Here is a 13,831-nt window from a genome sequence, read left to right on the forward strand (position 1 = left end):
CTTAAAGGATGCCCTATTATGCTTGAAAAGGCTAAAGTCTCCTTTTTTCTTGCCAGCCGTTCAATTACTCGAGGCAACAAAGGGATTACAATCTTTACGGTCTTCGTACTGACCCTGATATTTATTCAGCTTGTGCTTTTCTCAAGTATTCTGGCAGGAGTTACGCTCAAATTCAATGAGCTGATGGTGGACTACCAGACAGGGAACGTGGTGATTGAGCCAAAAGAAGAGGAACATTATATAGAAGATGCATCAGCCCTGCAGAAGAAGATCGAAAGTCTCCCCCAAGTTGTAGGGACCTCGGCCCGCCTGAAGACCACAGGAACTTTCCGCTACAAAGAAAAAGAGATAGGAGGTACGGTTTACGGGATTGATCCTGCGGATGAAGCCTTTGTAACCGGGCTTGAGGGAGCCGTAATAAGCGGGGAGTTTCTCAGCAGGCCCGACAGGGGCGAAATTATTCTGGGCAGGGAGGTCTCGGGAGGTTATGGAGCCTTGATGGAGTCAAGGTCTCTTGGCGGTGTGGAGGTTGGCGACACCATAGAACTTACCATCAGCGGAAAAACCAAGGAGTTCAGAGTCAAAGGGATCTATTCCACTCTTTTCTTCATGGCCGACGCAGGAGCCTACATCAGCCGCGCCGACATGGAAGAGATGCTGGGCGTGGAAAACGAGGATTATGCTCAGGAAATAGCTGTCAAGACCACCCCAGGCACGGATGAATATGAGACCCGCACAGCCCTCCTGTCCCTCGGTATAAAGGAAAATATCCGCACCTGGCATGAGTTTGCAGGCATCCTCCGCCTCATTGAAAACACCCTGGGCCTTGTCAGGAACATTATGAACGCAATAGGCCTTTTGATAGCGTTTGTGATTATCTTTGTGGTAATTTATGTTAATATAGTGAATAAGAAACGGCAGATCGGTGTCCAGAAAGCAATCGGGATAGAACAGAATGTGATCGTTGCTTCTTTCGTGCTTCAGGCAATGCTCTACGCCGGCACAGGGATCATACTCGGCTATGCTTTTATGCGTTTCGGACTTGTTCCTTACACGGTTTCTCACCCTCTCCAGGTCCCCCTGGGCGCTATGAGTCTGAAACTTGACGATGCCGAAGCCATAGACCGGGCAATCCTCCTTTTCCTTGCCTCCATAATAGGCTCTGTAATCCCTGCGTATAAACTGGCCCAGAAAGATCTTCTCGACCTTATCTGGGGGAAGTGAGAGGAGGTGACAAAAATGGAAAATGAAAGGAAGCCTGAACTTGAAATGGAAACAGCTCCCGAAAAGAATGGCGACATAATTATTGAAGGAATAGAAATAGTCCGGACCTTCAAAATGGGAGAGGTACAGGTAAGGGCGCTCCGGGGAGTAAATGTAAAAATCAGGAGAGGAGAGTTCGTTGCAATCATGGGTCCCAGCGGTTCCGGAAAAACCACTCTCTTAAACCAGCTGGGACTTCTCGATACCCCTACCTCAGGAAAAGTCGTTATAGACGAAACCGACACTTCCAGCATGTCCGACAAAGAAAAAGGCAAATTCCGCCTCCATAACCTGGGCTATGTTTTTCAGGACTATGCCCTCCTGCCAGAACTTGATGCCTCCGAAAATGTCTATATTTCCCTCATGATGCAGGGCAAAACAAAAGAAGAATGCGAATCAGCAGCAGCAGAAATCCTCAAAGCCGTCGGCCTTGGAGACCGCCTGCATCAGCTTCCCTCAAAAATGAGTGGCGGCCAGCAGCAGCGAGTCTCTATTGCCCGCGCCCTTGCCCATTCCCCAAGAGTTCTGTTCGCAGACGAACCCTGCGCGAACCTGGACTCTCAAACCTCAAGAGAAGTGCTCGACCTTTTCAAGAAGTTCAATACGGAAAAAGGCCAGACGATCGTAATGGTCACGCATGAAGAATGGCACGCTGCATACGCTGACAGGGTGATCAGGTTAAAAGACGGGGTCGTGGAAAAGCGAGCTTAAACTTAAAATGCTATTGAACTTAAACCACTGTTTTACTTAAACCGCTGTTGACTTTAACTGCTCACCCGATTTCACCAACATAGCTGGGCCGCCCGAATTGCGCCTCGGGAGTACGCAGTCTGTTTCGCTCCGCTCAAGCAGACTATTTATGGGTTAATAAGTGGATCTACACTCAAGAGGACTAACTTAAAAGCATGATAAAGTAAATAGACACAGGAGAGTGGTCTTCCTCAAGAAGACAAAAAAGAAGAAAAACAGACCAGAAGTAAAATCCAGAAGTGAAATTTACGAAGAAGCGAATAAGAAATAAACGGAAAAAAACAGGAAAATAGCAAGAAAAACAAGTGAATGGAACCGAAAAACAGGCAAGGTGTAAACAAGGAAAGTTAAATTCGATTTAAAAAATACTCTTTTTTAAATTTCAAAATTTTCCTACTCAGGGCTTTTTTCTTTCTACCACTGCTTATTTCATATTTCGACAGGCTGCCAGAAAGGCTGGCAGGGAACATTGTATGATCTTAAAAGTATTTTTCAGGGCTTGAGAAGAAATAAGAGAAAGTATTTCCCGGAAGTTGCTTCCGGAAGTTGCGGCACAGAAATCAGATATTATTTTCTTTATCAGGGATTATTTCCTGAAGATGTAATACAAAAGACGGCATAAAAAATATGCTTCTCATAGAATTATATAGTTTTTTGGGTATATAGGATATAATAGGAATTCAAAGGGGGATTTGCTGGGATGTTATCCGAAATAGTTACCTTTGTATTAGGCGGGTGATGGTCACTTTATTAGGGCAAGATTTGTCCGATTGTTTATTAAAATATTAGAAAAGTTTTATTAGTAACATTTACAATATAATTACTATAAATTACAACTGTGGTTTGCGATTATATGCTTGTAGTGCCTCTTCTGGAAAAATATAAAAAATATCTGATGTGGTCGTATCGTACCCTCGGTTTTTTCCAAACAGCCGGAAAATTTTCTATTTTGTTTTTATTAATGATCCTGTTTAACCTGTACGAGCTGGCTTATTATATTCCCGAAGTGGAGAAATTGAGTAAGATCCAGACATACATGAACACTTACTGGTTTAACCTCGGGTTAATGGCGGCAGGGGCACTGGTGTTGACTCTTCTTTTCGGTTTGATTCACAGGTTACTTGACAGAAGAAATAAGTTTAACTTGATAACTCTCATTGAAACCGGCTTTCCGGAACTGAAAACAAGGCTTGCAACGGCATATGATAACAGCCAGAATATCAACATAGTTACAAAGAAACTGCTTGAGGATGTGCACATCCAGCTCAGCGGGATCAAAATAAAAAAAATAATTCCGAAAAACCAGATTTTCAGGTCGTTTGTAATATTTTTGCTGGCAGCTGGAGCTGTCACCTTCTGCATCCATGAGGGCTTCAGCTTTGATGTATCCCCCAGCCAGCTAATCGATGATCTCCTGGACAACATGTCTGACCTGAATGCCAGAGCAGCTTACGAGGAAAAAGAGGAGGTTGCCCCGGATTCCAGGTACAGGGTAGAAGCTGTCATCATAAAAAATGGAGATAAGGTTGAAATGAAAATCAACCCGAGCCTGGGCCTCGGGTTCACAAGCCAGGTCGATGCGGATACTGATAAGAATTTCAACGAGAGTGTAGACAACCTGGAAGATGAATTCAGGCAGAGTCAAACCTACTCGGAAAACCTGCCGGAAGAATATGAGCCTTTGATCAAACAATATTTTGAAGCACTTTCATCCTGAATCTGTCCCCCCGAATCTTCCCCTGAATCAATTATTTTCAATGAAAAAATTACAGCGAAGAAATTATAGAAATCAGAAGATAAGAGAAAGCAAAAAGCCCGTAAAGCAGCAGAAGTGCCCGAATTTGCAGCAAATGCCAGATTTATGAAAAAACAACGGAGTTTCAATATGATAGAGCTACAGGAAATCCAGCTTGAAGATTCTGAACTTAACTTAAAGCCTACCTATGAAAAAGCCCCCAAGATTTTCGAGGTTATTTTCAGAGAAATCGGCAATGCTATCGTCGGCCAGAAAGAAATGGTTCGCCAGATCATAATAGCCATGCTGTGTGAAGGGCATGTCCTCGTTGAAAGCAATCCCGGGCTTGGCAAGACCCTTACGATTTCCACAATTTCCCAGATCATGAGCATGAAGTTCAGCAGGATACAGTGTACACCTGACCTTATGCCTGCGGATATCACCGGGACCGACATTATCGAAGAAGACGAAAGAGGCTCAAAACGTTTCAGGTTCAAGCAAGGTCCTGTTTTTGCAAATATCGTGCTCGCAGATGAAATCAACCGCGCTTCCCCGAAGACCCAGTCCGCCCTGCTTGAAGCCATGCAGGAAAAACAGGTGACAATTGCAAGCACGACATATCCACTGGACAGGCCTTTCTTTATCCTTGCAACCCAGAACCCTATAGAAATGGAAGGTACTTATACCCTTCCCGAAGCCCAGCTTGACAGGTTTTTAATGAAGATCCGTCTGGGTTACCCGGATTCCGAAGAAGAGTTTGAGATTGTAAACCGTTACGCTGAGGCACTCAGGCCTTCGGTGCGGAGATGTATAGAAAAAAATACTTTTCTTGAACTGCAACAGATTACCCGCAGAATCCCTATCTCAAACAAACTCAAGAAATATGCAATCGATATCGTGAACCAGACCCGGAATATGCCTGAGATGATAGAAGCAGGGGCATCCCCAAGGGCTTCAATTGCCCTGATTCTCTGCGCAAAGGCAAACGCGTTTCTCGACGGCAGGGGATACGTCGATAAAGAGGACATTGACTCCATGGCCCTTCCGGTCCTCCGCCACAGGATAATTCTATCTTTTGATGCTGCAAGGAGTAACATCACGAGCGATAAAATCATAGAAAAAATCCTGGAAAGCAGAAAAACAATTATCTGACCCGGCCTGCGGAAAAAAAGGCTGGAGGCGATGATCATAATGACTGGCGCAAAACACAGAATCGATACATCATTCCTGACCCAGCTCGATAGATATGAGATCCCCCTCAGCAGGAGAGTTTCCGCAATTCACACGGGCAGTCACCAGTCTACCAGGATGGGGGCAGGGCTTGAACTCATAGATCACAGAAAATACAATCCTGGAGACTCGTTAAAAAAAATAGACTGGAACCTCTATGCCCGTACGGAAAAGCTCTATATCCGCAGGTTCGAAGAAGACAAAAACCTCAACATGGTCATCCTGCTTGATGCCAGTGGCAGCATGCTCTTTCCTGAAAGCACGCCGAACAAGTTCGAGTATGCGTCGACAATAGCTGCAGGTGTTTCTTACATCGTAATGAAACATAACGATGTGTATACGGTTGCAACGTTTGCAGACGGCGTGGAGTACACAAAAGCTCATAAAGGAAGGGACGACTTCCTGCGGACAATAGACTCCCTGACCCGGATTTCGGTCAGTGGAGACACAAAGCTTGCAGATTGCGCCGACTCCATATATCCAAGGATAAAAACGAAATCAATGGTGCTTATAATTTCAGACTTTCTGGATAGCATCGAATCGGTCCGGAATGCCGTTAACAGGCTGTCCAGACACGAGCTTGTGCTTGTACATGTTTATGATGAGACCGAAATGAACCTGCCTGAAACCGTGGATGGATCAGTAAAATTTATTGACAGCGAGACAAACGAAGAAATCAGTTTTACGGTGGGCCCCAACTTCAAAGAAGAATACGCTGCCGAATACGCAAAGCATGTAGCCGAACTGGAAAAAATTGCCTACGATTTTAAAATCCCTTACTTCCGTGTCAGCATAGAAAACCAGCCGTTTGATACCGTTCTAAGAATTATAGGTGAAGGGTGATCCTGCCCATGGACTTTGAATTTTCTCAGGGGCTGGCTGCACTTGCAGGCATAATTCCCCTTACGATAATATACCTGCTCAAGCCCCGCCCAAAAAATGTTATTCTGCCTTCCCTGATGTTTGTCCGGAGGATAAGCCAGAATGTGCTTGATTCGCGGCGCACCATCAGTACGAAAATAACAGACCCTCTTTTTTTCATACAGTTGCTGGCCCTTATTCTTCTCTCGACAGCAATTGCAGGGCCCCTCCTCGAAGAAGTAAAAGCAGATTCTGAAAAGGTAATAATTATTATAGACTCGTCTGCAAGCATGACAGCCCGGGATAGGGTTGATGCCGCAAAGGCGATTGCAATAGACAGCCTTGCCGAAGAAAATACGATTATCACAGCTGAAAGTATTCCTGTGGTGCTTGCAAAAGCGCTGGATGCGGATGATGCAAAAGGAGTGATCGACAGCCTGGAGATGAGAAACACTCCGGCAGACATTCCCAAAGCGATTTTAACCGTTGTAAACGAGAAAGAGAACGAAAACGGAAAAGTCGTGGTTATATCCGATTTTGAAAATTGGGCAGGAAGGACACCTGAAACCTACATCCGGATTGCAAACACGAAAAACATGGAGCTTGAGTTCAGACAGGTTGGCGATAAAACTGCCAATTACGCAATTGTGGACGGTTACTTAAAAGACAGAAACGACGGGACATATGAATATACCTGTACTGTCAAAAATTTCAACAATGAAAGTGCAGACCTTGAAGTTCAACTGGAGAGTGGGACTGACTCCTCCGGCACAGAGGTGAGCAGTTCGGTACAGCTTGAAGGGCTCGGAGCGCAACAGATAAAGTTTTCAAATATTCCCCAGGGCGCATCAACTGTGAGAATCCTCAATGAGGATGCAATACCCTGCGACAATATTGCTTACATTTCAATTCCTGAAGTCAAACCCAAAAAAGTTCTGGTCTTGACAGACCCTGAGGAAAATGCCGGGAAATCTCCCCTGATAACAGCGATATCCCTCCTGCCCGACATTCACCTTGAGGTCCGGCAGTCCCTGCCTGATAATGTTACGGAATATGATACCATTATCGTAAACTCTAAAGAGAAATCTCTCCCGGCCCTCGATGTCCTGGAAATCGTAGCTTATGCAAAAAGCGGAAAGGACCTGATAGTAATAGGAAATGAGTGCCTGTACGATTCCTTACCTATGCACGGGCTTTATTCCGTCCTGCCGGTAAACATAATTTCAGTAGAAGATGAAGGTAGCCACACCATCGAGACCGTGGGGAGCGGAAAAAATATTTTTGAAGACGTTACGTTCGGTGAGGTATACCTGCGCCGGTTCCTCGTCACCACCCCGAAAGAAGGGGCTTCGGTCCTTGCAGAGGTAAAGGGAACAGGGCCTCTGGTCAGCATGCAGAGTATAAAAAACGGGACCGTGACCTATGTAGGGTTCAGTGATACTACAGGAAAAGATGCCTGGAACAATTTTGCCACTACCCCGACCTACCCTGTGTTCTGGGTAAAACTGCTCAGATATATGTGGGGAGTCGGAGACATCAGTGAAACAAACGTGAATACGGGCCGGTACCAGGCATTTGACCAGGATGTCCTGATAAAAACTCCGACCGAGACGATCAGCAGCAGTTTCGTCTATTATGACGAGTGCGGGCTGTACAGCCTGAACCAGAAGACCGTTGCTGCTAACCTCTACGATTCCATGGAATCGAATACCTTTACGGAAAAAAGACTGAACCTGACAGGTGAAAACGGAGAAATCAAGAAGCTGGAACTCCGTACAAAGTTTCCTGACAAACTCCGGAAGTACCTTATCTACGCTTTACTGCTGCTCCTCATAATTGAAAACGCAGTCATGTTCAGGAGGAGGATCATATGACCTTCAATCTCCCTTTTAATTTTGATTTTTTACACGGCAGCGAATTGCTGCTCTTTGTCCCTCTGGCCGTTTTTGTGCTATTAGGACTCTGGAAAAAGGTCGATAAAAAACACCTGTTCGTCCATGCCCTTGTTGTCTTCCTCCTGATCCTGGCTCTTGCAGCCCCTTACTCTGCAGAAATAGGCACTCCTAAAACCAACCAGACCGGGATAACCATAATTTCCGATGAGACCGTAAGCATGGACCTGCTACAGAAAGGGGTCGCCGGGGAAATTTCAGAAAAACTCGGAACCAGCGTCCCGGTAACAGTAACAACGGTTTCAGGGATACATACTTCTCTTGGTGACGCCATCATTCAGCAGGCTTCCCCCGAAACCTACGTGCTTGCGGTCTCGGACGGGCAGAGCAATTCAGGGACTCCGGTTGAAGAAGCCCTGTCTTATTGTTACAAAAATAATTTTCCGGTAGCAGCCCTTATCCCCAAAACCGAAAAAGAGGACCTCAGCGTGGAGATTGAGGGTGATAATGAGGCTGTAATCGATAATGAGGCTTATTATAAAGTTAATGTCCGAAAGGCAACTGAAGAAAAAATGAGTTACCAGGTAAGGATTACCGTTGACCACCGGAAGGTTCTTGAGCGGGAAATAACCCAGACCGGAAGAATAGAAAGCATAGAGTTCAACCACACATTTGAGACGCTCGGCCCTCACACCGTAAAGGCAACCCTGCACCCGGCAAGTATCAGCGTAAAAAACCTGGATTATTTCGAGAACAATAACCAGTATATGAAAAGTATATACGTAACCCCCAAGCCAAAGATTCTGCTTATTTCAAATGAACCCGACTCTCCTCTTGCAAACACGATGAAAGAGATCTACGATGTAAGAGTGACAAAATCATTCGGCTCCCTTAACGGCACGGACGCCGTTGTAATGGATAACCAGGCTGCATCAACGATTTCGGAGGAAGAAACCAGAACCCTCAGGAATTACGTCACTAACGGAGGGGGCCTGGTAGTGGTTGGAGGAGACTCTTCATTTGATTTCCCTGAAGAAAAAACATACCAGAATACCGGGTTTGAGGAACTCCTTCCTGTAACCTCAGAGCCTTCAAACTGGAGAGGAGGCAGAAACATTGTCCTGATGCTTGATGTTTCGCCAAGCGCTATGGATGCGAACGGGATTGGAGGGCGTGTTTTAGATGATATTTTGTCCAATGCGATCGTCCTTCTTGAAAGCGACCTCCTCAAAGATTCAAGAGTCGATGTGATCACCTTCGGAAGCAGGGGAATGGACATCACGGACGGATTCGTGGATATGTCAAAAGAATCGAATAGATTATGGCTTGAAACCAAAATTCGTGAAATTCAACCTTCAGGGCGATCAACTTCTCTTGAGAGAGGACTATTAACCGCACACAACCTGCTTAAAGCACAGAACAGCAGTGCCGAAGCTGAAATTATAATCGTATCTGACGGCGGGATTGGGAATGCGGTTGAAGGTGACCTCAGGTTTGAGCGAGCAGTCCAGTGTGCGGAAAACCTTCATGAAGGTAGCGGTATTGACATCCACTTTGTCCATATATACACTCCGAAAATTGACGAGCTCAAGGTTACCTCTAAAGGTCAGTATTATGCCGAGCTTTTTATGAATAAAATAGGCCTGTCAGAAAACTACGAGAGGCTGAAACCCGGCGAGAGGGTCGAGGTAAGCTTCTCCGAAAATCCTGAAGAATCCGAAGACCGGGATGATGAATATTCGAGCGGGTCAATCGTGGTTTACGACCCTAAACATTTCATTACTCAAAACATTTCCGACATAAACCATGATATTCTGGGGTATAATGAGGTCACCCCGAAGCCTGAAGCAAACCGCCTGGTGATAACACGGCTCGGAAAACCGATAATTACGACCTGGAGGCTTGGGCTCGGACGTGTTGCTGCAATTACAACCGATAATGGGGAAGGAAACGGGGCTCCCTGGGCGGCATTCCTGTATTCGGGAAATGACAGCCTTATAATTACAAGAACCCTGAATTGGGCGGTTGCTGATACCGAAATGTCCGAAGAGATCCAGCTAAAGATACCGGACCTTAAAATGGGCCAGCCGGGCAGAATCCTGATCACAACCGGAAAAGAAGGCACTCCTGAACTTTATTTTGACAAAAAGCCAATGGAAATAACCTCCATAGGGAATAACATGTACGAATCGTACGTCACAGCTGACACCTTCGGGCTTCACAAAATCTCCGAAACCCCTGTTGAAGCAAACCTGACCGAGGAATTGCTGCCCGAAGCTTCAGGAACTGAGAATGCATCCTGGAGACCTGCTGCCGTAAACCGCCCTGACGAATATACGTATATCGGTGAAAACACTCTTTTCAGGACAGCAATACTTGAAAACGGCGGGAAAATCTACACAAAAGGAGATATCTACTCAAAGATACTGGAAGACGCTTCAACCAGTACAGAGAAAAAAATCCTGACTAAGGTCTTTTATACAAAATATTTCCTTGCCCTTGCTTTTCTTATATACCTGCTGTATACCCTGCACCATACATACAATACCCGGATGAAATGACCGTAAAAATAAATTGATCCATAAGAACCGGCAAATCCAGGGATTATGATAAAACTGTAATACGGCCAGAATGCAGTAAATTAAGGGATGTGATTGACCCGCAGTTCGGGACCGTCTTGGACAAGAGACAAACTACAATGAAGAAAAAACCGAAATAAGGGACAAATAGTAATTAGCGGCAAACAGTAATTAGAGACACTGTATATGTGGGAAAAATTATGCCGGATATGAAGATATATTAGTTTAATGATATAATATAAAACCAATTAACTAAAATTAGAAAGATGAGCTGAGGAATAGAGCAATAAAATAATATTAAGTATTAAAAATATTATATATGAGAAATGCATAGTATAAATTGCGTTCTCATCAAACACCCCACAAACACCTACTTCAAAACCTACTCCACAATAAAGAGACGAATACGAAATTCTCAACCCAAAACTCAAATACCTCAAACCTCTTCCCAAAAAAATCTCTTAGTACCGTTCGGAACTTCCAGATATTTTTAGATGGGAACGCAAACTCATTTTAAAAACAAAACTGATTTTTAAAATTCTTTTCGCATCCCTTTTCGTACTCCTTTCATAGGGATTTCAATGTTTACAATCAGTCAGGAGAATTAATTCTAATAAAACCCGGTGCATGCGTCCGTTCCTATTTTGCCGGCGTCCGATGCTCATAATTTTTATTTCCTTCAGGAATACGGAACAGATGTTTTAGAAATTCGTTTAATATCCCATTTGAATCCCTGTTGAAGGCTAAAAAGATTTTGAGTAGAATTGAATGAAAACCAGACTATCCGCTTACAGACAACAGTTGCAACGGTTAGTGAGAAGTGGCATTTAACGAGGTGGATAAAGTTATCGGGTTGAGAGACGGGGCCGCAGAACAGCAAAGAAAAGCAAAATCGAGCTGCAGTATGTCCACAATACGGCAAAAATAAATAGAAAGAATATTGGAAGGGTAAATCCAGAGCTTGCAAGCATCCGGGGTCCAGAGAAGGGTCCAGAGAAGAATCCAGAGAAGAATATTCCCGCTATAGTAAGCAAAACACATGAATTCCTTTTCAGAATAGATTTTATTTGTAGAAGTGCATGATGTTTGGATTGTTATTGTCCCCGTAACTTTCAAGGTCTAATAGAAGAAGGTCTTCCGTGAGGTAATGTCTTGCAGGATATGTCAGTACGCCGTCCTTTATTACAGTACCCTCAGGCACGACATCAGCACAGCTTGTTGTGATCAGTATCCAGGCAACAAGCACGAAAATGAAATTACGTTTTGTTATACCTTTTCCTACTCAGATTTCGGAAACGATACTAAAACTAAAAATTCATTAAAAATTAATATCTTAGCTAAGAATTAGATAAAGTAGTATATATTGTTTTTAAAAATCCAAATAAATATATTCCTACAGATCACCCCTGATGGGGAGCGGATCCTGTACACGATTAAAACAGGTACTGTGATTAAACTTGTAATATAATGTTATACCTATAAACTAATAGATATACGGATAAAATTATATTAGTTGTTGAAAATATTAAATACAGTGGGTGCATAGTATAAATTGCGTTCTCACCGTAACGCCAAACTAGCAAACACCTATTCAAAAAACCTACTTCAATATCCACTCCGAAAAAACTACCCCACAAGTAAAGAAATAGTATAAAACTCACTGCCTATGAGTCAATTACCTCAAAAATCTTCCCAAATAAATAGCATCTCTTATAACATTCGGAACTTCCAGGATTCAGGTGAGAACGCAATTTTTCTTAACTCAGTCTTTTCTTAACGCAATCTTTTCTTCACAAAAATAGTAATTCAGGACTTTTTTGATTACTTAGACCTTTATTAACGAGACCTTTTTGATTATTCAGAAGTTTTCCGGTTATTTGGCACTTTTTTGATAATTCAAGCTTCTTATCATTTCGAAAATTTGGAGAATCCCATATCCTTCTACGATATCTAGCGCAAATTGATGACGGGGAAAACTTTGAAACGGTCACGCAGAGAACTTTTTTAGAAAGGAGAGCTTTTAATATGCCTTCCAGCCTGATATATTAATGGCATGTCAGTAAAACTGGAAATGGAATATTAGTAAAAATTGGAAAGATATTGGATTTATCTCTCCAGCTTCCTTACAGCTTTTTCTTTTACCCTTCCAGAGCTTAATTTCCGGACCGAGAACGTTCCCCGGAAGCCTTAACCGGCCTTTCAACGGACCTTCCAACCGGCGACTCATCTGATTTTTCTCTCTGGCTCCCAACCAAATCTTCAGGTGAACCTGCAGCTGAACTCTCTGTCTGGGCGGAGGAAGTCCCGAGTATTTTTCTGGTTCTGAAGGCTGCAAGTAAAAATCCGTAGGTGAGCGGGCCTATAATGATCCCTATCGGGCCGAGAACAAAGACCGGAGCTGCAAAGGCGACAAGAGTAATTGCCGGATGGATGGCAGCCCTGTTTCTGGCAAATCTTGGTCTCATGATAAAGTCAGGGATAATGCTCAGGAAGACAATTCCCAGGAAAATCAAAGCTCCTGCCGTAAAAAAGTCATCTATGAGGACATAGTAAAGGGCAAGTAGACCGTAGACCGTGCCTGCACCTACAACCGGCAGGAGAGCCATTATGAAAGTTAGAATTCCCCAGATTAGTGAATAGGGCACTCCGAGGGCCCAGTAAAGGACTCCCCCGATTATGCCGGTAATGAGGCAGGTCAGGAAATAAACTATGAAGAGGTTCTGGTAAATGTAATTGAGCTCCCCGAGAAATACGACCCCCACTTTCCTGTCCGGAAAGAGATTTGGGAGTTCGGTTGCAATAGTTTCGCTTTCTACAAGCAGGTAATAGGTCAGGACAACGATTACGATCAGCTCTATAATCAGGATAGAAAGGCCTGTTGATATCTGGAAGATATTATTTTGAATTTGGGGTACGTAATCCGTGACCAGGGAATTTAAGTATGCGCCGATGCTTTCAGTCAGTTTCCCGGGATGGGTCTGAATAAGAGGCTCAAAAAGCCCTACTATCCGCCTTAGATCCATATTTGCAAACCCGTTAATGGTATTGGGAATTTCCAAAATTCTTGAAATCTCATTCATCAAAGCCTTCACTATCATAACACCGGAAGCCAATGTAATAAGAAAGATTGTACCAAGCGGGATCAGGGCACAGATCTGCTTGCTCTTTACGAACCTGATGCAAAAGAAGTACACAGGATGAATAATGTAAGCAAAAAGCGCACTGAGAATAAGAACATAAAAAAAAGCGGAGGTAATATATAAAGTATATAAAGACACCAGTGAAATTATGACTGTATAGAGAACCTTAACAGGATCATAACTTTTCATAGAATAAGATACTGAGGGAGTAGATAAATAACTTGCCATCAATATAAATAAACTTATCTCTATGAAAAGATTAAATTTGTTATTCTGAGATTATTGGAGTATATTTGAGAGAAATATTGATAGAAATAATGAGAAAAAACTTGAGCAGATCAAATTCGCCAATTAAAATTTAGTTGGGAAAAACAAAAATTA

General features: G+C 43.5%; 9 protein-coding genes. 7 read left to right on the forward strand and 2 right to left on the reverse strand.

What is annotated here, in order from left to right:
• The first annotated feature begins 18 nt into the window (after positions 1–18).
• From MA_RS14890 to MA_RS14920, 7 genes are all read left to right on the forward strand, one after another.
• A complete protein-coding gene (locus MA_RS14890) occupies positions 19–1,224 on the forward strand; it encodes an ABC transporter permease (protein ID WP_011022791.1) in 1,206 nt (401 codons plus the stop codon).
• 15 nt (positions 1,225–1,239) lie between these two features.
• The gene (locus MA_RS14895) at positions 1,240–1,974 is read left to right on the forward strand and encodes an ABC transporter ATP-binding protein (RefSeq protein ID WP_083755943.1); all 735 of its coding nucleotides are present in this window, start codon (positions 1,240–1,242) and stop codon (positions 1,972–1,974) included.
• An 877-nt stretch (positions 1,975–2,851) separates the two neighbouring features.
• Positions 2,852–3,730 (forward strand): hypothetical protein, encoded by an 879-nt coding sequence (locus MA_RS14900; RefSeq protein ID WP_011022793.1) that lies wholly within the window; start codon positions 2,852–2,854, stop codon positions 3,728–3,730.
• Between the two features lie 168 nt (positions 3,731–3,898).
• The gene (locus MA_RS14905) at positions 3,899–4,900 is read left to right on the forward strand and encodes an AAA family ATPase (RefSeq protein WP_048065541.1); all 1,002 of its coding nucleotides are present in this window, start codon (positions 3,899–3,901) and stop codon (positions 4,898–4,900) included.
• 39 nt (positions 4,901–4,939) lie between these two features.
• On the forward strand, positions 4,940–5,821 hold the full coding sequence (locus MA_RS14910; protein ID WP_048066417.1) for a DUF58 domain-containing protein: 882 nt from the start codon (positions 4,940–4,942) through the stop codon (positions 5,819–5,821).
• Between the two features lie 8 nt (positions 5,822–5,829).
• Positions 5,830–7,713: a vWA domain-containing protein gene (locus MA_RS14915; protein ID WP_048066418.1), complete on the forward strand. Its 1,884-nt coding sequence runs from the start codon at positions 5,830–5,832 to the stop codon at positions 7,711–7,713.
• Positions 7,710–10,292, forward strand: coding sequence for a vWA domain-containing protein (locus MA_RS14920; protein WP_011022797.1), 2,583 nt, complete (start codon positions 7,710–7,712; stop codon positions 10,290–10,292). Before MA_RS14915 ends, MA_RS14920 begins: the two co-directional genes overlap by 4 nt.
• A gap of 1,081 nt (positions 10,293–11,373) precedes the next feature.
• Here MA_RS14920 and MA_RS14930 read toward each other — a convergent pair.
• Both MA_RS14930 and MA_RS14935 read right to left on the reverse strand, forming a co-directional pair.
• The gene (locus tag MA_RS14930; protein ID WP_048065542.1) at positions 11,374–11,556 is read right to left on the reverse strand and encodes a hypothetical protein; all 183 of its coding nucleotides are present in this window, start codon (positions 11,554–11,556) and stop codon (positions 11,374–11,376) included.
• A gap of 907 nt (positions 11,557–12,463) precedes the next feature.
• On the reverse strand, positions 12,464–13,678 hold the full coding sequence (locus MA_RS14935; protein WP_342636673.1) for an AI-2E family transporter: 1,215 nt from the start codon (positions 13,676–13,678) through the stop codon (positions 12,464–12,466).
• Between the last annotated feature and the right edge of the window lie 153 nt (positions 13,679–13,831).

Source organism: Methanosarcina acetivorans C2A, from assembly GCF_000007345.1.
Classification (GTDB): Archaea; Halobacteriota; Methanosarcinia; order Methanosarcinales; family Methanosarcinaceae; genus Methanosarcina; species Methanosarcina acetivorans.

Excerpts from the sequence above, each read along its gene's own strand:
- MA_RS14935 (WP_342636673.1), bottom strand. The coding sequence starts at position 13,678 with ATGGCAAGTTATTTATCTACTCCCTCAGTATCTTATTCTATGAAAAGT.
- MA_RS14920 (WP_011022797.1), top strand. The coding sequence starts at position 7,710 with ATGACCTTCAATCTCCCTTTTAATTTTGATTTTTTACACGGCAGCGAA.
- MA_RS14910 (WP_048066417.1), top strand. The coding sequence starts at position 4,940 with ATGACTGGCGCAAAACACAGAATCGATACATCATTCCTGACCCAGCTC.
- MA_RS14890 (WP_011022791.1), top strand. The coding sequence starts at position 19 with ATGCTTGAAAAGGCTAAAGTCTCCTTTTTTCTTGCCAGCCGTTCAATT.
- MA_RS14895 (WP_083755943.1), top strand. The coding sequence starts at position 1,240 with ATGGAAAATGAAAGGAAGCCTGAACTTGAAATGGAAACAGCTCCCGAA.
- MA_RS14905 (WP_048065541.1), top strand. The coding sequence starts at position 3,899 with ATGATAGAGCTACAGGAAATCCAGCTTGAAGATTCTGAACTTAACTTA.
- MA_RS14915 (WP_048066418.1), top strand. The coding sequence starts at position 5,830 with ATGGACTTTGAATTTTCTCAGGGGCTGGCTGCACTTGCAGGCATAATT.